This is a genomic window from Chitinophaga sp. YR627 (assembly GCF_900114995.1).
In the GTDB taxonomy this organism is placed as follows: Bacteria; Bacteroidota; Bacteroidia; order Chitinophagales; family Chitinophagaceae; genus Chitinophaga.
The window spans coordinates 1,180,989-1,201,924 of sequence record NZ_FOUX01000001.1; the positions used below are offsets into that span (position 1 = coordinate 1,180,989).

At 47.5% G+C, this 20,936-nt stretch carries 13 protein-coding genes; 3 read left to right on the forward strand and 10 right to left on the reverse strand.

Annotation, left to right across the window (positions count from 1 at the left end; genetic code table 11):
* Positions 1-3 precede the first annotated feature (3 nt).
* The 5 genes from BMZ72_RS04310 to BMZ72_RS04330 all read right to left on the reverse strand — a co-directional run bounded on the left by BMZ72_RS04310 (position 4) and on the right by BMZ72_RS04330 (position 8,206).
* The gene (locus BMZ72_RS04310) at positions 4-1,467 is read right to left on the reverse strand and encodes a redoxin domain-containing protein (RefSeq protein WP_177222671.1); all 1,464 of its coding nucleotides are present in this window, start codon (positions 1,465-1,467) and stop codon (positions 4-6) included.
* Positions 1,468-1,491: 24 nt separating this feature from the next.
* Entirely contained in the window at positions 1,492-2,922 is a 1,431-nt protein-coding gene (locus tag BMZ72_RS04315; RefSeq protein ID WP_089805583.1) for a RagB/SusD family nutrient uptake outer membrane protein, read from the reverse strand.
* A gap of 11 nt (positions 2,923-2,933) precedes the next feature.
* Positions 2,934-6,347, reverse strand: a complete 3,414-nt coding sequence (locus tag BMZ72_RS04320; RefSeq protein WP_255373102.1) for a TonB-dependent receptor — start codon at positions 6,345-6,347, stop codon at positions 2,934-2,936.
* Between the two features lie 38 nt (positions 6,348-6,385).
* Positions 6,386-7,525: a FecR family protein gene (locus BMZ72_RS04325; RefSeq protein WP_089805587.1), complete on the reverse strand. Its 1,140-nt coding sequence runs from the start codon at positions 7,523-7,525 to the stop codon at positions 6,386-6,388.
* Positions 7,526-7,609: 84 nt separating this feature from the next.
* Positions 7,610-8,206 carry an RNA polymerase sigma-70 factor gene (locus tag BMZ72_RS04330; RefSeq protein ID WP_089805589.1) on the reverse strand — a complete coding sequence of 199 codons (597 nt, stop codon included), beginning with the start codon at positions 8,204-8,206 and terminating at the stop codon, positions 7,610-7,612.
* Positions 8,207-8,550: 344 nt separating this feature from the next.
* Here BMZ72_RS04330 and BMZ72_RS04335 point away from each other — a divergent pair, with 344 nt between their 5' ends.
* Entirely contained in the window at positions 8,551-10,869 is a 2,319-nt protein-coding gene (locus BMZ72_RS04335; RefSeq protein WP_143087595.1) for a T9SS type A sorting domain-containing protein, read from the forward strand.
* Between the two features lie 80 nt (positions 10,870-10,949).
* Here the strand turns inward: BMZ72_RS04335 and BMZ72_RS04340 are convergent, their stop codons facing one another.
* The 4 genes from BMZ72_RS04340 to BMZ72_RS04355 form a co-directional block, all read right to left on the reverse strand.
* Entirely contained in the window at positions 10,950-12,131 is a 1,182-nt protein-coding gene (locus tag BMZ72_RS04340) for an aminotransferase class V-fold PLP-dependent enzyme (protein ID WP_089805593.1), read from the reverse strand.
* A 61-nt stretch (positions 12,132-12,192) separates the two neighbouring features.
* Positions 12,193-14,334, reverse strand: coding sequence for a hypothetical protein (locus BMZ72_RS04345; protein ID WP_218155200.1), 2,142 nt, complete (start codon positions 14,332-14,334; stop codon positions 12,193-12,195).
* Between the two features lie 7 nt (positions 14,335-14,341).
* Positions 14,342-14,872, reverse strand: coding sequence for an RNA polymerase sigma factor (locus BMZ72_RS04350; RefSeq protein ID WP_255373103.1), 531 nt, complete (start codon positions 14,870-14,872; stop codon positions 14,342-14,344).
* 203 nt (positions 14,873-15,075) lie between these two features.
* On the reverse strand, positions 15,076-15,585 hold the full coding sequence (locus BMZ72_RS04355) for a hypothetical protein (RefSeq protein WP_089805599.1): 510 nt from the start codon (positions 15,583-15,585) through the stop codon (positions 15,076-15,078).
* A gap of 140 nt (positions 15,586-15,725) precedes the next feature.
* Here BMZ72_RS04355 and BMZ72_RS04360 point away from each other — a divergent pair, with 140 nt between their 5' ends.
* Entirely contained in the window at positions 15,726-18,821 is a 3,096-nt protein-coding gene (locus tag BMZ72_RS04360; RefSeq protein ID WP_177222672.1) for an AsmA family protein, read from the forward strand.
* Between the two features lies 1 nt (position 18,822).
* Positions 18,823-19,380 carry a hypothetical protein gene (locus BMZ72_RS04365; protein WP_143087596.1) on the forward strand — a complete coding sequence of 186 codons (558 nt, stop codon included), beginning with the start codon at positions 18,823-18,825 and terminating at the stop codon, positions 19,378-19,380.
* Between the two features lie 593 nt (positions 19,381-19,973).
* Here the strand turns inward: BMZ72_RS04365 and BMZ72_RS04370 are convergent.
* The gene (locus BMZ72_RS04370) at positions 19,974-20,825 is read right to left on the reverse strand and encodes an alpha/beta fold hydrolase (protein ID WP_089805605.1); all 852 of its coding nucleotides are present in this window, start codon (positions 20,823-20,825) and stop codon (positions 19,974-19,976) included.
* Between the last annotated feature and the right edge of the window lie 111 nt (positions 20,826-20,936).

The window sequence follows — 20,936 nt, forward strand, 5'->3', positions numbered from 1 at the left end:
CCACTACTTATTCGCCAGATTGATCATCGCTGATACTTCACTCACCGCCGCATCTTCTCCGGCAGTAAACCCAGTAAAGCGGAAACGGATATCTCCATTCTTGTCAATCACAAATTTGGTAGGAATCCCCTTCACCTCGTAACTGCTCACCACTTTATTCTCACCGGTATTCGGATCTTTCAGGTCCATCAGTACCTGAAACGGATAGTTATTCTGTGTGATGAATTTCTTCGCGCTGGCAGCCGCATTTTCTTCCTTCTCCCAGGTATGTACAAAGAGGAATTTCACATTCGGATCATCCTTGTATTTTTCCATGGCTTTTTTCATGGAAGGGAAGGAGGCTTTACACGGGCCACACCAGGTGGCCCAGAAATCCAGGACAATTGTTTTGCCTTTCAGGTCGGCCAGGGAAACAGTATTACCATCTACATCTTTCAGCGTGAAAGCAGGGGCTGGCAGTTTGATGATCTGTTTCGCCATTTCTTCTTCCACGTTGCTGTTCAGATGCCCTTTCAGGGAGTCGAGGTAGGTCTGGAAACCATTGCCGCCTCTTACTTTGGTAAAGGCTTCTTCCAGTTGCTTCCTGGTAGTCGGGTTGAGTAAACCACGACCTGCCAGCTTACTCAGCTTGGTATAGGCCGTGTCATAGTCACCTTTGCTCAGCAGGATCTTTGCGTACATTTCCGTTACGGAAGGTCTTACCGGATCTTCAGCTGTTTCGGCACGTTTGATATAGATCAGGGCAGAATCGAATTGCTTCTCTTCATACAGGCAGGCGACATAAGAGCTCAGGTAACCCGGATATCCCATAGCGGCAAATCCGGCCCCGTTTTCATCTTTACGGTTGGTTTTAAATTCCCAGGCATCATCTACCGCTTTTCTCAGCAGGGGTTTTGCTTCTGCATAGTGACCCTGTTTGATCAGTCTTTCGGCGGTACCTGCCCATCCCTGTCCTTTCCAGAAAGGAGATTCGATACTGTTGGCGTATTCCAGTGCTTTGGGAATATTGCCGGCTTCTGTATAGGCTGTACCGACCGCATTGCGGGCGTAATCGTACACAATTCTCTCCGGGCCGAACTTCTTAGGCGGGTATTTTTTGATCCAGGAAAATAGGAGCTGTTCTTTTTTCACCGGGTCTTTTTCATCATAGATCGTCTGTACGGCATTATTACGCTCAATAATGCCCCCTGGGAAGCGTTTTTCAGCCGCTTTACGGATAGAGTCGGATACATTGGCCTTTTTCAGCTGATAGATGAAATTTGAGGCTGTAATCCAGTTTTCTTCCTTTTTAGTCTTCAGGAGGGCATACATTTCGCTTTCCAGTCTGGAGCGGTCAGCGTCGCTGCCTTTCAGCAAGGTCTGGTAATGCTTTGTGAGTGTGTCTGCTGCGGGTTTTTTCTGGGCATAGGCGCTTTGTATGCCTGTGGCCAGTACAGCACTGAGTAATACGGGAAGTGTCTTTCTCATATACATCTGTTTTAAGGGTCAGGTTTAGTATCCTAAATTTTGCGTTAATGCAGGATTGGCCGTACGCTGTGCATCCGGAATCGGGTAGAGGATATCGGTTACGTTCCAGGTAGCCGGACGCATACCACCGATCACATCGTCAGCACGGGTTTTATCCGCCGGACTGACAATACTTGGCGTACGTTTCAGGTCAAACCATCTGTGTCCCCATTCTCCGAAGAGTTCCGCTTTTCTTTCCTTTTCGATGGCCAGCAGCACCTGCTGCTGAGAGAGGGCATTATCCAGCATCGGCAGCCCCGCTCTTCTGCGGATCGTATCTGCGTCTGCAATAGCGCCGCTCAGGTTACTAAGCTGTGCACGGGCTTCTGCTCTGATCAGGTATTGTTCCGCAAGACGGAGTACGACATTGAATTCGTTGCCGGTGGTCGTGCCGGAAGGCAGTACACGTAGCTTATACTTGGTCATCACTTTGTAGCTGGTACCGCCGATCACGGTAGGTGCTACCCAATTGGCTTTACGCAGGTCGCCTTCCTCCAGACTGTTATACAGGGTGTCTGTCAGACTGAAGGCCGGTACGGTACCACTGGCAGCTGCAAAACTTCCGCCGGCAGCATCCGTATTGCTTGTATAAATAGAAACACCGGTAAGTGTTGCCATCTGCCAGATGATCTCATTGCTGGTATTGACAAAGGCGGTGTTCACATCAGGGCTCAGACTGTAGATACCTGAACCTATCACCGTACTGGCAGTTGCTTCGGCATTCTGCCAGTCTTTCGTATACAGGTAGGCTCTGGCCAGCAAAGCGTTGGCCGTCTGACGGTTTATACGGGCTCTCAGTACACTTGGATACGTATCGCTGAGCAGCGCAACTGCGTCTTTCAGGTCTGTGATGATCCGTTGCCATACCTGTGTGGCAGGTGTTCTTGCCAGGGTAGCGTTCCCGATAGGATCATCAGTCAGTGGCAATGGAACTGCCCCGTAATAGTTCACCAGGTGAAACAGGACAAAAGCTCTCCAGGTCTTTGTTTCTCCCAGCAGCTGGTTTTTTACAGCCGGGGAGAGGGAGCCGCTTCTTTCTATACCCGCCATCATAGCGTTGATCTGCGCGAGGGTATAGTAGGGATAATACCAGAGCACATTGGCAATATTGCTGTTGGTGATGGTAATGGCATTTTGTTTAAACTCGTCATAACCGGGAGAAGACACGTTATTCTGGACCTCGTTGGAGGAGAGTCCGGGCAATATAGTTGCCGGGAAAATAAAGGAACGTGTATTACTGGCATTGTAGATACCCAGTACGGCACTGCTGGCGGTAGCATCAGATTCAAAGCTCTGGTCAAGACCTACCTGGTTTACCGGCGGACCAATCTCCACCAGTTTACGACAACCTGTGAATGTACATCCGGTCAGTAATAGACCGGCAATGATCTTCTTATGTATAGAAAGCTGTAGCATGAAAATTCGGTTTAAAATGAACAGTTAACACCCAGTACGATCGTTCTCAGCGGAGGCAGGGCAATAGCGCCGGTTCCCAGACCGGGAGCACCGCCGGATACACTTGTCTCCGGATCGAAGATGTATTTGTTCTTCGACCAGGTAAACAGGTTCTGTGCTTCTGCATACACTTTGAAGTTGCTGGCCTTTATCTTCCGCAGCCACTCAGATGGCAGGTTGTAAGCCAGGCTGGCAGAACGCAGTTTCAGGTAACTGGCATCTCCCCACATAGCGGTAGAACTGCTGTACTGTGTGTATGCCATGTAGATAGGCGTACCGGAAGTGGATGTAGCGGCAGGGTAGGTCGCTGCATCGCCAGGGTTTCTCCATCTGTCCAGCAGGGACGAATTCTGATTACTTCTGCTGCTGCCGACCGGTGTGCTGAAACTGTTAGTCGATCCGTTCCGGTGGTTGAACTGGAAGAAGAACGAGAAATCAAACTGGTGAATGGTAAAGGAGTTGTTCAATCCTCCAAAGAACGGTGTACCCGGATGGATGACCTGTCTGTCGTTGTTAAAGTCGATCGCACCGTCTTTATTCAGGTCCGCATACTGCGGGATACCCGTTGCCGGATCATAACCGGTATAAACATATCTTCTGATCAGATCAATTGGTTCACCAATAAGATAGCTGGTCGCATAGAATGATTTCTCAATACCCGGGAATGAGATGAGTTTATTCTTCGGGAAAGTTACATTGAAGGAGGTCGTCCAGCTGAAATGTCTGCGTTTGAAGTTGGTGGTGTTCAGTTCAAGTTCGAGACCACTGTTCTGTACTACAGCCGGTAAGTTTACGGTATAGCTGTTATAACCCGCCTGTGTGGGCAATGCGGCTGACAACAGCTGGTCGCTGGAACGGTTACGGTAATAATCAGCTACCAGCATGATCCTGTCTTTCAGGAAACCTAATTCCAAAGCGAGGTCGAGTTTGCGGGTAGTCTCCCATTTTACGCCCGGATTCGGCAGGGTAGCACGGGCCAGTGCTGTTTGTCCCTGGTAGGTGCCTGCGGAAGAAAGCAGCGGCAGATAGATATAGTTAACGATCTGGTCGTTACCGGTGGTACCATAGCTGACTCTCAGTTTACCAAAACTCAGCCAGTCGATATTATCAGCTACAAAGTTTTCCTGTGTAAACAACCATCCTGCGCCAATAGCGCCGAAGTTAGCGATCGCATTTTCAGGACCGAACCTGGAAGAAGCGTCCCGGCGGAAAGTGGCATTCAGCAGGTATTTTTGCTGATAATCGTAATTGATGCGGCCAAAGAGAGAAGCGTATTTATAGTCGAAGTAATTGTTATAGCTGACAGTCGTAAGACCTGCCCCGATCAACGTATGCAGGAGAGCCTCACTGCTGTAGTTGCTACCTGCTATGTAGTTACCGTTGGCCAGGCTTCGCTGTATCGTTCCGCCGACCATTACATTCAGCTTACCCTGACCCAGGTCGCGGGTATAATCTATAGTCGGTTCTACGATATAGTTCTGCGTTTTATTGGTCGTAAAGTTGGCAGAGCTGGTCGGGTTGTTCGCTGGGTTCTGACTGGATGCTGGAAGCGTGGTATTCTGCTCGAGCTGTGTGGTCGTGTAACCGAGGTTCACTTTCACATTCAGGTCTTTGATAACGGTATAGCGCAGATTGGCATTGGCAATGAAATTGGTGGTATTACCGTTGTATTCCCTTTTGAGCAATGCCAGCGGATTGTTAAAACCCTGTGACCAGGCCAGTTTACCCTGGTTGTCGTACAAGGGCATATTGGGTGGCAGGTTATACAGGGACGTCAGGTCTGAACCCGGTAAGAACGTCTTATCATAAGAGTAGTTACCTTTGATCGCTGCATAGAATTTATTATCCGCAGAGGTATGGTCAGCAGAGAGTCTGCCGGTCAGACGTGTGTTGTTGAAATCACCGTCATATACAGTGGTCTCTCTGTGGTAACCACCGCTGAACAGGAAATGTGTTTTCGCATCTCCACCGGAAACAGAAGCCTCTGCATTGGTGTTGTGTGCAGTACCACCCAGCAGGAATTTCTGCCAGTCGGTATAGGCATGCTGGTCCCATACGGTCAGCTCGGGCGCATTGGCTGTATTAGGCGTAAGACCATCATTTTTGAAAGCTTCTTTACGCAGATCAAGGTATTCCTGCGTATTCATCATCGGGATGAAACGGCCTACTTTTCCTGTACCTGTGTAGACATTGGCATTGAATCTTGTCTTTCCTGATTTTCCTTTTTTGGTGGTGATCAGGATAACGCCATTCGCACCACGTGCACCATAGATAGCAGTAGCATCTGCATCTTTCAGGATGTCCATACGTTCGATATCATCCGGGTTGATCATACTGAACGGACTGATACCACCATTGGCGCCGCTGGTACCCCAGGCATTCAGGTTGTCATTTACCGGCTGACCACCACTGAAGTTGGTGAAGGGTACACCATCTATCACATAAAGAGGGAGGTTACCGTAACTCAGGGAACCCTGGCCACGGATCTGTACAACCGCTGCGCTACCCGGTAAACCGTTCTGTTGCGTGATCTGTACACCCGGCACACGGCCAGGCAGGGCGGCCAGTGGGTTAGCTACCGGCTGGATACCGATCTCTTTCGCCGTAATACTGCTTACTGCACCCGTGTTCAGTCTTTTGGTAGTGGTACCATAACCGATAATGACTGCTTCATCCAGTGCTCTTACCTGCTCCAGTAACACTGCATTGATGGTGTTTCTGCCTTTCACAGCGATTTCCTGTGGCTGATAGGAAACGTAAGAAAAGACGAGATAAGCATTCTGCGGTACACGGGGAATAGTATATTCACCTTTCTCATTGGTCATAGCGCCAAAAGGCGTACCCGGCACTACGACAGACACAGAAGGAAGCGGTCTGCCGCCGGCGTCTTTTACAACACCATTTACCGTGATGTCGCTGCTAACGGTATTGGCTTCCGTCTGTGTTTCTTTGGCCCGCACGGCAATGAAATTGCCCGAGCGGGAATAAGTGAATGGTTGGTTATTGAATAGTTGTTTTAAAACCTGGTCGAGGTCCTGGTTTTGTGTACTGATGTTCACGGGAGCCGCTTGTTTCAGCTGACTTTTCGTGTAGATAAAGCTTTGACCGGTCTGTTTTTCGATCTGCCGGAAAGCTTGTTCCAGTGTACCGGACTTAATAGTCATACTGACTTTCTGTGCATAGGATTGTCCCACGAGTAACAGGCATCCCACGAGGATGCTAAGGTGTAAACATTTTTTACGAACACGTCTGACGGCTGACGAGCGCAGACAAAGCTGTTTCCATGACTTCTTTTCAGGCATAGACTCTGGTTGATTGTTGATGAATAAAGCCACCGTCCGGGTGGTTGATAATAGACAAATCTTTCCCTGCTCATAAGATCTCATAGATCTTATAAGGATAAATATCGCAGTGGTGCATGATCCTATCTGATCACGATAACCTTTCGGCCTTCGATCCTGAAGTGCACGAGATTAGTCATCTCAAGCAGGTTCAGTAGTTGAGACACCGGGACGTCTCTCGGAATACTGGCAATGAATTCATCGTTTACGTTTGTCTGATACTCAACTTCTATGTTATAATAGCGTTGCAGTTCAGCCATGATTGTCGGAATATCTTTCCCATTGAAATAGAAAAGGCCTTCCTTCCATGCCAGTACTTCTTTCATGTCTGCTCCAGTCGTAATTTGTATAGTGCGCTCATTGTTCACGACTGCCCGTTCACCCGGATGAAGCAGTTGCCTTGCATTGGTGGTGGAGATGGCAACTGCTCCGCTGAACAGGGTTGTTTCTGTTTGTTTATCCGGCCCGAAGGCTTTTATGTTAAAACTGGTACCCAGTACCTCTATGGTCGATTGATCTATGCCATTCTTTACTTTAAACGGTTTTCCGCTGTTGGCTGCTACTTCAAAATAAGCCTGACCGCTAATGGTCACTGTTCTATCGTTGCCGCTGAATGCGGTCGGATAAGTCAGGGCGGATGCCGCATCTATCCATACTTTCGTGTCATCTGCCAGGACGATCGCTACCGGCTGACTGCCGGCTGGTACTTCGATGGTATTGGTGGTATTTGTATTGTCTGCGCCATTATATACGATCTGTCCGTTGGCATTCATGCTGACATTGATATGCCCCTGCATCGCGAGGGTACCTTTGCCGGCGCTGTCCAGCAGTATTTTAGTACCATTGCTCAGCGTCAGTACAGCATGATTGCCCGCAGGGGCCGCTATATCATTTTTAAATCTTTCCGCCTGAGGCGCCAGTACAGGATGCTGCTGTGTATGGTAATAATAATACCCGCCACTTAACAATACAGCCACGCTGGCAGCAATCATCCATCTGCGCCATCTGACAGGTACAACACGGGCGGCAGGCTTTTCTATAACCTCCTGAATTCTTTCCCGGATCGTATCGCCGATCATCTGCCGGTTACCAAGTACGGTCTCATCCCATTCCGCTGGTGGCCGGAAGGCATTGAACAGACGGTTGTATTGCATCAGTTCCTCGTCAGTAGCGGTACCTGATGTGATCTTTTCCGTCAGTAATAAGAGTTCCTCTCTGGTCATGACAAATGCATTCACATAACTAGGCAATTGAAAATGCCCTTACCCCTAAAGCGGGGAAAAATATTTTTTAAAAAAAGCTGTTTCTTAATGGTAACAGGTCACAAAGGGGATGATCAGCAGGGCCAGCAGATGTGGCTCTACCGCTGCGCGGATGCGCTTTAACGCGATGGTTTTCTGTGCTTCGACCGTTTTAACTGAAATATTTAATGCCTCAGCTATCTGCTGATTGCTTAACTGGCCGTCCCGGCTGAGCAGGAATATTTCCCGGCACTTTTCAGGTAAACTGTAGACTGCCTGCTGGATGATCGTTTTGAGATCAGTTAGTTCCAGCAATTCCTGAGGACCAGGAAGCGTGGCTATTGTGAGTTTGGATAATTCTTCGTAAAAATCTTCCCTGATGTTCCCTGACTTGATATAATTGGCCACCTTAAACTTCACTGCCGTTCGCAGATAGGAAGGGACCGTCTGTATATCCAGTTGATCACGCTTTTCCCATAACCAGGCAAAAATGTCCTGTACTATGTCCATACATGCACTCTGATCGCGTAAAAGGTAATAAGCTGACTGATACATAGCTGACCAGTGCCGGGTATATAGCATATTAAATGCATCCATATCACCTCTCTTGAGCATCGTTATCAGCTCCAGGTCACTATAAGTATTATTGCTGTTACCTCTCAAAGTTTCCCTCTTTCTGCTGCTAAAATATACAAACAGCAGAAGAATCCGAAAACATACAATAAAATATTATATCGCGCCGCTTTTCAAAATTGCGTTTAAGATAAAATGCTATCCGAAACGGTTAAAATCCTGACAGTGCTTTCCGCAGGGACATCCTACATTTACAACCGTAGCGAAAGTTTTGTGTGTTAATTTGACACTATAAATATATTTATTGTCCCATATCAGACCTATAAAACCCGTATTGATTCTATGTTGTGAACTTTCAGACCGGCTTTTCTATACTGTTTAAATTTTACCCTATCAGTTTTTTTATTCTCTCAGATAATCAAACCCATAACCGTATGCTCAAGTTTACATGGACATCCGTCCTGTCGCTGTTCACTGCGTTTACTGCTTTCGCGCAGACGAACATAGCGCCGCAGGCAACCGCTGGTACCTCTTATGTTTCCTCCTGGGAAACGATTACAGCGCTGAATGATAACTATACGCCGGCCAACTCAAATGACAAGAGTCATGGCGCGTATGGCAACTGGAACAATCCCAATTCCATTCAATGGGTACAGTATGACTGGTCACAGGCATTCTCTGTGACATCCGTGCAGGTCTACTGGTTTGACGACGCGGGTGGTGTACTCACACCTACCACCGCTTATCTTGAATCATGGAATGGTACTGCCTGGGTGAACCTCGGTAATATCCCGTTACAGAAAGACGCGTTTAATACGCTTAATTTTACGGCTACCACCACGTCAAGATTACGCGTATCCATGCGTAATACTTCGCAGTCCACCGGTCTGCTGGAATGGCGTGTAACTGGTACGCCCGTTTCTACCGGCGGGAATGGCAGTGCCTACACATGGCCTGTCTATTCTCCGACCATCAGTTACGACTTCCGGAGCGAATATCCCAACCTGCCTACGCCTTCGCAGATCCTCAATGATTGTCCGCAGGTAGTAGGTACACAGTCTTCCGACTGGTGGACATTCCGCTGGGGACCAAAGAAAAAATCTGTCGTTACAGCTGCAGCCATCACACCTATGCTGGCACGTCTGAATAAAGACTTCCGTTATTTCCGTGATACGATGGGATGGCCTGCGGATATCAGGGCAAGAAATGGCTATAAGAGTGCCGTTTACCTCTATGGTTCCGGTCTCTGTACAGATAATGCCGATAGTACTGCTTTAGGTGGCTGGCAAAGTGCTATATATTACAATGGCCAGAACTGGCCGATGATCCTGGCTTCTTACTATCCTGTATATGCATTTGATCCTGCATATACCGGTACGGATGCGGCTTATCAGCAAAGTGCCATGACACATGAAGGTATTCACGCAATGCTGGCTGACCTGCCAGGTGTGAAGAATTCAGCCTGGTTCCATGAGGGTGGTAACGTATGGTTTCAGCAGACCGCCGACGCCAAACGTTCCAATAATTTCAGTTCGCTGGGCTTCCTGAATGGTACAGATTTTATCGCGCCTTTTATGCCGATAGAATGTTATTCCGGCTGGTTACAGGATGGTAGTTTTGGTGGGCCTGCCGCAGAAGGCGTAAACATGTTCAATGGCAGTCAGCAGATCTGTACCTGGAAAACCTATTTAGGTGGTCACCAGTACAGCTCTTCTTTCCCCACCTTCCTGGGTAATACCCTGGGTGATAATGCAGTGCCATGGATCTGGAGATATGCATCCTCCCGCGTGCTGGAAGGTATTGCCAGTGGCATCGGTGAGGCACAGACGCGTCGCCTGATCACTGAATACAGGGCGAAACAGGCACTGGTTGATTTTGGTAAATGGAAGAGTGCCTGCGTGGCATTGCTTAACAATGTATTCGGTAACTCCATCGGTGCTGAATGGCAGCCTTCCTGGCTGAATCCTGCACCATGGATCGCAACGCCTTATGCAAAGACGACTAACAATAATGGTACTCTCACGCCTGACACGACTACCTTACCAGGATGGTCCGGGGCGAACCAGATTCCGCTGACGGTTACCGGTAGCACTGTTACCGTGAACTTCCAGCCGATCGGCGCAAATATGACCTGTCAGCTGGTATACTGGACAACCAGTGGTCAGCCGGTATACAGCCAGTATGTATCTTCCGGTAATGTTACACTGAACCTGACCACACCGGCGGCTAATAACGTTGTAATTGCCGTTATCACCAATACGAACTACCTCTATCAGGGGGAAACGACCAGAAAGACAAAATATGACTACAGACTGCAACTCGTATCTGGCATTTCCGGTGCTGCCAGCGTAAATACCAAATGGTATAGCGCCGCATTGCTGTCTACAGCCAGAACAAGCGAAGCAATTAATACAGCCGCTATACAGACAGGTATTGACTGGTCCACCTATTGCAGCCAGCCATTCACTGGTCAGCCGAGACAGGAGGAATACAAAGTGATCACCACACAGCCACAATTCCAGTTGTTCCCGAATCCGGCAGCAACAAGCGAAAGTGTGCAGGTACGTTTCAAAAATCCGAAAGGAGAGAGAAGCCTGGTAACGATCTATACCTTATCCGGTAAAGTGGTTTTACAAAGGATCTCTACTACGGAACAGTTAACCGTAGACGGTAAGTCATTACATCCGGGTATCTATCTCGTGAAGATTGCGAATTCCGCAGTTAACGCAACACAGAAACTGATCGTGAACTAATCGTACAGAACAGGAACATAGAAAAGCAGAAAGCCGCAGCACTGATGTGCTGCGGCTTTTCTTTATGCATAGATATCAGCTCACACATTGGTGCCTGATGAAGTCAGTAGCTGTATAAACCGGTCTATCTCTGCTTCCGTGTTGTAATAATGCGGTGATACTCTTGCTACCCATTCAATGCCTTTCTGTGTAAAATCGATAATAGCTGAGGATCTGGCAGTGGTGTAAATATTCACCTCCTGCGCGCTGAAATACTGTTTGAAACTTTCCGGTTCCTGGTTGGCTATACTGAAGGTGATGATACTACAGGGGTGTTGTCCTTTGTCCTGTAACTGTATGCCAGGCATATTGCGTAGCTGGTCACGCAGGTAAGTGGCGAGGAGTGCATTACGGGACTGCACTTCCTGTATACCGATATCCAACAGGTATTTGACGGCGGCAGTACTTCCTGCCATCAGTGCATAAGCCGTTTCCCAGTCTTCAAAGCGTTTTGCATCTTCCCGGTGTTTATACGCATGGATACCGGTCCATTCTGCTCCCCTGAGATCAGGGAACAATGGTTCCAGTCCGCTTTGTAACGCTTTGTCAGAGACATATAAAAAGCCGGCACCTCTCGGTCCACGCAGGAATTTGCGGAAGGTACCGCTGATGAAATCAGCGCCTGTGGTAGCGTCTACGGCTAATTGTCCGACGGACTGACACGCATCCAGCAGATATAAAGTATCATAACGTTTAGTGATATTGCCGATGGCTGCTGCCGGTTGTACAAGTCCGGAACTGGTGGGTACATGTGTGACAGCTACCAGACGCGGTTGATGCGTTTTGATCTTTTGTTCGAGGTCATCCAGGTCGGTTTCACCCGAGGACGTATTGCGTACCGTGACGATCTCTATACCCATTCTTTTCTGTAAAGAAATGAAGGCGATAAAATTGGAGGGATAGTCATTTTCTGTCGTCAGGATAACATCTCCCTGTTTGAATGGTATGGCGGATAAAGCACGGTTGAAACTGTCTGTTGCATTGGTGGTAAAGGCAATGTTTTCAGACCGGCAATGCAGTAGTTGTGCCATGCATGGATAGAATTCACTCAGTTCAGCACTGTACTTATCAGCCGTCTCATAACCACCGCCGGTTTCTTCCTTGGTAATGTAATCTCTGATAGCAGCTGCTACTACAGCCGGCATCAGTGCAGCGCCTGCATTGTTCAGGTGAATGAGCTGTTCACAGCCGGTAGTCTCTCTTCTGATCTTTTGAATATCCATATGGGTACTGCTTCAAATTGTATACCGTGATTGGATATGAAGATAGCATTTTTATCACCTGTCAGCGGGTGAACAGTCTTCTTCTGAACAGCAGCTCTACCTGTACCGGTGTTTTTACCGGCCAGTTTTTCTGTAAGCCGGTATTGGTGAACGGAATGATAGTCCGCACACCTGTCTGCCATTTACCGAACTCATAGTAGACTTCAAAGAGGCCGCTGATGCGGCTGCGTACCAGACTGTCCGTTTCAGGTTTAGTAGCGGCGCGGAGCAGGATTGGCTCTCTTTTGTTCAGGGTATCTGCCAGTGTCTGCGATACCGTAGCCTTACCCAGCAGGGATAGTTGTGCACCGGCGCTTATTTTCAGGTGCGATGTGAGGAAATAATGCGCCTGTAAGGTGAGACCGGTCCCATATTGTTTAACGACATAACGGATCGTGTCATACTGTGGGAAGCTGCTGCCTGCTCTTCTGGAATGATGCTCGTTGGAGGGCAATATCGTGTTGATTGACGGCATGACATCTACCGATAAGGCGACTTGTCCGATGGCTCTTTCAATACGAAGGGAAGGAATCAGCAGACGCCAGTATTGTTTCTTTCCGTCAGGTCCGGTGAAATAGTAAGTACTTCCTTCTAAAGGAATTGCAAGCGGTAATTGTCCGTAGATATTCCAGGCGGAGCGGATGTCCCGTTTATGACGGGTCACAGCGGCCGTAGGAATAGTGTTACGGTCTTTGTTGTTGTGCAGCAGACGGATATTCCGGCTTTGGTCAGGTTGTTTTACAGGCTCCAGGAGCCATCTGTTGGCCGTAGCCGGTACAGACGGATCGCTGGTTGTCCTGTTGTTGTCAGACGGAAGAAGATGATCTTTTTGTGCAGGAATATCAGTAGCCGGCGCATCATCGCTGCTTGCTGTTACTTTCGGCTTCGCTGCTTTTTTCCTTGGATATTCAGCGGCAAAAGCAGGCTGTCTGGTGTCTTTTTGTGCAGGTCTGTCAGTAGTCAGTGCATCATTGCTGGTAGCTGTTACTTTCGGCTTCGCTGCTTTTTTCCTTGAATAATCAGCGGCAAAAGCAGACTGCCTGGTATCTTTTTGTACAGGTATGTCCGTTGTTTGTCCATCATCGATAGAGCCCATGGTTTTTGGCTTCGCTGGTTTATTCCGGGAGTCGTTACCAGCGAAGGCAGACTGCTTAGCATCACCATTTGCACCGCTGGCTGCAGGAGGCTTGCCTGCTCCTGGCAGTTGCGGTGAACCAGCCCGGGGTGTTCGTTGACCGGTAGATGGAATAACCGGATCATTGCTGGCTGGTGGTTGATGGGATGATAGACCGGCAGGTGTCTGCCTGCTACCATTGCTGGCAGTTACTGGTACCTGTGTAATTGGTCTGGATAGACGACCGGTATTGCCGGCCGATTGTTTCTTTATATGAGTACTGGCCTGTTGTGAAGCAGCATTTCTTCCGAATGCTGCTTCTGTACCGGTGGTCTTGTTTGTCTTTAATGTTCCATCAGACGCCGTCCGGTCATCTTTACTGTCGGGTGTTCCCTGGGCAAGCTGCGCGTGTCTGCCTGCGCCTGTTGCAGTTCCGGATTGTCCTTTAACTATATGCGCGTCCTGTTTGCCAGGGGTGGATGCCGCCTGATCGTTTTTACTGTCAGGTGTTCCCTGGGCAACCTGCGCGCGTCTACCTGCACCTGTTGCCATTTGGGATTGCCCTTCAGTTATATTGCTACTTTGTGCTTTATGATCAGGCATCGTGCGTTGCTCACTATCCTGCGCCGGATTTACTGTAAATAGCTCATCTGTCAAATGACTACTATCCGCTAAGGAAGACGGTATCGCGGAATAGCTGCTGTCACGTGTTAACTGGATGGAGTCAGCCACGGGACGATCAACAGCTGGTTGTACGAGCGCCGGATGCGGCTCCTTTGTCTGCTGATATTGCTTATACAACCACCAGCTGCTGACACTCACGGTGACGGCAGTACCGGAAATAAGCGCGCCTTTTACGAGTCCTTTTATTACAGCAGAAACACCGGGTTTTGGTGTTGGCTTCGGAGCAGTGGGAGAGGAAGGCATATGGACAGGCATTGCCTTATCCAGCATGTGCTGCATAGCCGACCATCCCTGTTCCACTGGTGGAACGGGAACACCGCTTTCCTCGCTGTTAAAAAATTTATCGCTCAAATTTTGCTCAGACACTTTAACCCTATTTTTTGTAATACTGTAATAAAACTGGTTTCAACCGCTTTCTTACTTCGCTCAGATGCCACTTGACGGTACCCGCACTCAGCTCCAGCTGTTCTGCGATCTCCGGTATCTGGCAGCCTTCCAGATAAAATAAAATGCAGATGGCTCTCGTAGCAGGCGGCAGGACGTCCAGTAGCTTGTAAATGTCCGATGCCTCTAATGCGGTCAGCGGATTATCATTATCCGGAATGACAATGTCGTCTACTTCCACATGTCTGGGCCCGCCGTTGATCTTGAGTTTGTCCAGTGCCGTATTGCGCACAATGGTATAGACCCAGTTGAAAAATTCTCCCTTATCGTCACTGTACCTACCGATGTTTTTAAAAACCTTCAGCATACCGTCGTTCAATGCTTCCAATGCGTCCTCCTGTACCGGAAAAAACTTCCGGCACAATAGAAACAAAGCAGGATAAAACCTGCGGTAAAGTTTCTCCTGACCAAGACGGTCATTAGCGGCACATAATGTTATCAGCTCCTTAATATCTTCCAACTGAAGGACTCCCAATAGGTATTATAAAATTTATTTCATGACAGCGCCGTTTCTGACGCAATATACCTGGACCCCCCAAAGGTGGCCCAGGCGTGAGAACAAACTGGCTATAGTATCTTGCTACGCACGGAAACGTAATACTGGAACGATATTTTGTCTTATTAGTTACAATTACAAAATAATTATGCCTTTTGCTGACCGGTTTATCTCAGAGAGATACCACTGGCTCTCACTCTGCTCACAGGCGAATTATCGCTGCCCGCATTTTTGTATACCCTGTAACCGGTAGAATCTACTGGTGGATAATGCGGACGTGGCGTATCAGGATGCTGTGGCGGATAATTTGGCCGCGGCGTATCCGGATGATGTGGTGGATAGTGCGGACGCGGGGTATCCGGGTAGTGAGGCGGATAGTGCGGACGCGGGGTATCCTGTGGCGGATACGGCGGATAAGGTGGGTGAACGATCGTATCCGGAGGATATGGTACCGTATCGTGTGGGAACGGTATCGTATCGTGCGGAATGGTGTCATGCGGGAACGGGATCGTGTCATGTGGTATCGTATCATGCGGAATGCTGTCCGTAGGAATCGAATCCCGGATGTCAGCAACGGAGTTGCGACCCTGGAATTTGAGTACTTCCTCTTTCGTGCACGCCGTATGTACGAGAATCAATCCCCCTACAAATAGTGTGTAGACGCCGAGTTTTTTCATAGAGTTCGTTTTACTATCATAGTTAACGGTGAGTAATTACCCAAAGGTTGGGTACCCAGCAAAATTTTTTTTTATCTTTGCGCCCGCAAGTGCAGTGGACAACAAATGCTGCTATCCTATACCTTATGCTTAATGGAAGAATGAAGAGAATCGCGTGGAAAACGGCGAAAATTGTTTCGGCGTCAGTTCTGGGAATACTAATACTGCTTTTTTTATTACCATTATTATTTCCAGGAGCGGTCTCAAAGAAAATAAAGACCTGGGCCAATAACAGCATCAGCACTGAATTGAATTTTTCGAAGGCAAGACTGTCCTTCTTTAATCATTTCCCTTCTCTGACGCTCACTTTATATGATGTCAGCCTGAAAGGCTCCGCACCTTTTGAACATGATACCCTGGTAACCGCCGACGCAGTTTCCCTTGGGGTAAATCTGGGCAGCGTTTTCTCTAAAACGGTCAGGATCGATGAAATATACCTGACCAAAGGCAATATTCACGTCCTGGTGGATGGGGATGGACGTCCTAACTATAATGTCTATCAACCATCAGCTCCCACTAAGGAGTCTGCCGACAGCAGCGGCGCTTCTTTAAAGATCGAACGCATCCAGCTGGATCATTGCGGTATTATTTATCATGATAAATCCCTCGGATTGTATATCCGCGCCCGTGAAGTGAATTACCTGGGCAAGGGAGACCTGGAGTCTTCGCAGTTTGATCTGTTCTCCCATATCAATATCGCCTCTCTCGACCTTTCTTATGGAGAAGTACCTTATATACAGTCTAAAAAGCTGAATGGTGACCTGATCACCCGTATCAATACGAAGTCATTGAATTTCAGCTTTGAAAGAAATGATCTGAAAATTAACCAGTTGCCTGTTAAATTGAATGGTGCATTCAGCTTTCTCAGAAATGGGTATAAAATGGACTTCAGACTGAGCTCAGGTGCTTCCACACTGGAGGCTTTGTTCAGCGCCCTGCCGGCAAATTATGTATCCTGGATGGAGCAGACTGAAATAAAAGGGGCTGCAGAAGTAAGTGCTTCATTGACAGGTAACTATATCGCGAAGACGAACAAAATGCCTGACTTCAGCTTTAATATCAAAGTAAGGGACGGTGTTATCGCACATTCAGGTGCTTCCAGCAAAGTACAGCACTTACGGCTTGATTTTCAGACGAAACTACCACAGATGAATACGGAGAAGTTCTACGTGAGCCTTGATTCTCTGTACTTTACTTTGGATAAAGGCTTTTTCAGTTCGTCAATGAATATGACGGGTTTATACAGACCAGACGTCCACGCCCGTATGGAGGCAGATATTGATATGCAGCAGTGGGGTGAGGCAATGGGCTGGGACAAGTTTGACCTGAAAGGACAATTTCACGCGCACCTGAAAGCCGATGGCCGCTATATCCAATATGCAGTCAACAATGGTCCCGGTCATGAATCAGATGTAGCGATCAGCAGTATCCCTGCGTTTGATTTCAGTTCCAGTCTGACGAATGGCTACATCAAGTTTGACAAAGTCAAAGAACCGGTACATAATATTGCCTTCGATGTAAAAGCGGCCTGTCCGGATAACAATTATGCCAATATCCGGGTCGATGTCAGCAAGCTGAATGCGGAAGTACTTAACAACTATATTAAAGGATATGTCTTGCTGGCGAATGGTCAGCAACCAGAGATAGATGCGAACCTGAATGCGATACTGCACATGACGGATGTAGAAAAATTCTATCCGCTTGATGGGGTTGATCTTGGTGGTGATCTGAATATCAATATCTTAAGTAAAGGTATTTATAAACCTGCCGCAAGCCTGTTCCCGGTCACCACGGCCGCACTGCGTATGAGTAACGGTAGCCTGCAAACGAAATACTACAAACATCCTATTGAAAAGATCAATGTGAATGCGGTACTGACAGATACCTCCGGTAGTCTGCAGTCCCTGAAAGTGGATATCAAACCGGTTTCCTTTTTCTTTGAAGGACAGACATTTACACTGAAAGCTGCCCTGGATAATTTTGACAACTTACGGTATAATATCCTGGCCAGCGGTATCATTGATCTGGGCCGTATCTATAAAGTACTGGGTAAGGAAGGATATGATGTGGAGGGCATGATCAAAACAGACCTGTCATTACAGGGTACGCAGGCCGATGCGATGAGCGGACAATACGCTAATCTGAATAATAAGGGTTCGCTGACTGTTAAAGATGTTACGATCACCGCGGCCCGTTTCCCTTTACCTTTCCATATCGAAAATGGTGTATTCCGCTTTGAGGAAGACAAGATGTGGTTCGATAAATTCGACCTGCGTTATGGTCAGTCGGATATCCGGTTGAATGGTCATTTGTATAATCTGATCGGTTACGCCACACAGAAGAACCAGCAGCTAAGGGGGGCATTTAGTCTGAAGAGTAATTACCTGCAGGCAGATGAATTAAAATCATATGGTCAGGAAGAATCAGACGGTATGCCTGAGCCACCGCATGTAGTGACGATACCTGGTAATCTTTCACTATCACTGACCGCAAATGCCGAAAAGGTGCGTTTCAGCGGTATAGATATCACTAAATTCCATGGCCAGTTAATGGTGGATAATGGGACGCTGCAACTGAACAGAACCGGTTTTAGTATCATCGACGCACCGGTTACGATGGACGCAGTGTACACGCCGCTCAGCGAACAGTCAGCTGCCTTTGATTACCGGATCAACGCACGACAGTTTGATATTAAACGTGCTTACAATGAGATAAGACTGTTCCACGATATGGCGACTTCCGCGGGTTCTGCGAGTGGTATCGTCGGACTGGATTATCATGTCAACGGCCGGCTGGATGAGAATATGCACATTGTGTATTCTTCGCTGAAGGGAGAGGGCGTGCTGTCGCTGAAGAAAGTGAAGGTCAAAGGGTTTAAGATGCTAAACGCTGTAGGTAATACCACCAACCGCAAAGACATCAAAGATCCGAGTCTGTCAGAGGTTGACATCCGTTCTTCCATTGCGAATAATATTATCACCATTGAACGTACCAAATTGCGTATTGCTGGTTTCCGGCCACGTTTTGAAGGGCAGGTCAGCTTTGATGGCCGTTTGAATATGAAAGGTCGTGTAGGATTACCTCCGTTCGGTATCCTGGGTATTCCGTTCAATGTGACGGGTACACAGAAAAATCCGGTAGTGAAGCTGAAGCGGGGGAGTGCAAAGGATTCACTGGATAGAGAAGATGCTGAATAATATGCAGAAGGTTACGAAGATATATCTTGGCATCACGTTATTGTACCTGCTTAGCAGAATAATACGTATGATCTCAGGTGTGGGATTAAGAGGACATTGGCCGGACGTGATCATTTTTTATATATGGTTTCTTGCAACATTGGCATTATTTATTGGTTTCAGAAAGCTGAAATGGGTAAGAATATATGCCAGGATCTGTATGTTTCTGACAGGAATCTTTATGTTGTTAGGTAGTTTTATGATACCACTTTTATTATGGTATATCTTCTCCTTAAATTTTATCTGTGAAAAGGATTTTACAGAGAAGTATAGTGTTCAGGTCTCAGATTATGAACAGGGACCGCAGGCGCATATATTTAAAACAAACGGACCCTTTGAAACGTATCTGGGAACGATACACAACACCCGTTATTATGGTATGCCGCTTGAACGCATAAAAGAGGCCGAATCCATGAAAGTGGTCGCCCGTCATGGAGAAGATATGGAGGTCGAATTTGAATTTACGGATATGAAGATTATTTGCCTTGTTGAGCGACATGGACGTGCGATGTCGCGGTAGAGGGATGTCCGCTATTATTCTCTATCAATGTGTTACAACGTTGTGAGAATATAAGTATTGGTTTATTGCTGTTATAGGCTGTATTGTATTGCACGCATGTGCTCCCCGTCGTGTTCCGCTGCCCCACTGTTCATAGACTCGCTGGCAGAGTCACTGATGGGAGAAGGGAGTTTGGAAAATGATTTTGATGTGGTTGATTATAATAGAAAGGATACAACAGCTGGATTGTTTATCCATAATACAAGGGTTATTTGGGTTTGGCGAGCAGAATAGTTGTATTTAAGTTGTGTGGGGTACTGAATTATATATCAAACTATTCGCATATTGAAGTATGTTTCCGTACATACCATGAGGTGGAAGACAGTAACAATGGAAAGGATCGTAGTAAGTGTGTCGTTGTAAGTACGATAGCTCCCTATGCCGCTTATGTATCAGCGTGGAATCAATCGGATGGATATAACGATCAAAGGAGGGATATGATGTGAAGTAATGAAATAATTGAACACTGATAGCTGTTTATCATGACTAACTATGATAATAGAACGCGTCCGCCAACAGGGGACGCGTTCTTTATTTTTATGTGATGGTTTTTATCAGATACCCTTCAGGAAGAGATTCACCTGTATCACGAATAGCTCCGGATATTGATAAATGGAGCCATGATTTGAGTCAGGATAGATAATCAGCTGTGCATCCGGAAGGTGTTGCTGAAGGATATAATTGTTCACGGTCGGGAAGATGATATCATCATGCCCACTGACGATCAGTACAGGCACCTTGATTTCTTTCAGATAGTCATAAGACCCTTCATGTTTAGTTCCCCAGGCAGTGATAGCCGCCAGTTGTGCCGGTACTACTTTATCACTGATCCCAGGATCCCGGTCTTCTACTCTGGCCCTGATCCTGTCCAGGAAACGACGGCCTGCCTGTTGACTGGTTGCTGAAGGCGTAAAGAAAGTATCCAGTAACAGTTCCTCCGCCGGATCATAGGTTCTGCTTAAAATGTCCCATACCAGCGGACTAAATGTATCCAAACCTTCACCACCTCTTGGTCCGGAACCTACCAGTATCAGTTTCCGTATCAGGTCCGGACGGTCTAGTGTCAGCTGTTGCGCGGCAAAACTTCCCATTGAAAAGCCCAGCAGGTCTATCTGTTGCAAACCCAGTGCATCGATAAAGGCAGCGGCATCGCTGGCAATATCAGCGGTATTGTTCCTAGGATCGCCTTCAGAACTGGAAATGCCGGTGGTGTTGAAAATGATAATCTCCCTGTCTTTTGCCAGTGCATCCATGACTGCCGGATCCCAGTTGTCCATGGTGCCGGTGAAATGTTGCAGAAATACCATTGGCAGACCTTTACCACTACCATAACGGCGATAAGCCAGTTTATTTCCTTTGACCTGTATGTATTGTGTCGGTGCAGTCACATGCGTGTGTGTGCTCATTGTTGTTGATTTTATATTTTACCGGATCATGTACCATCTGACCCCCTCTTTTCTGCCATGAGAAAAACGACGCTGCGCAGCGGTGAATGGGTCTGATCTTTATGACTCCTT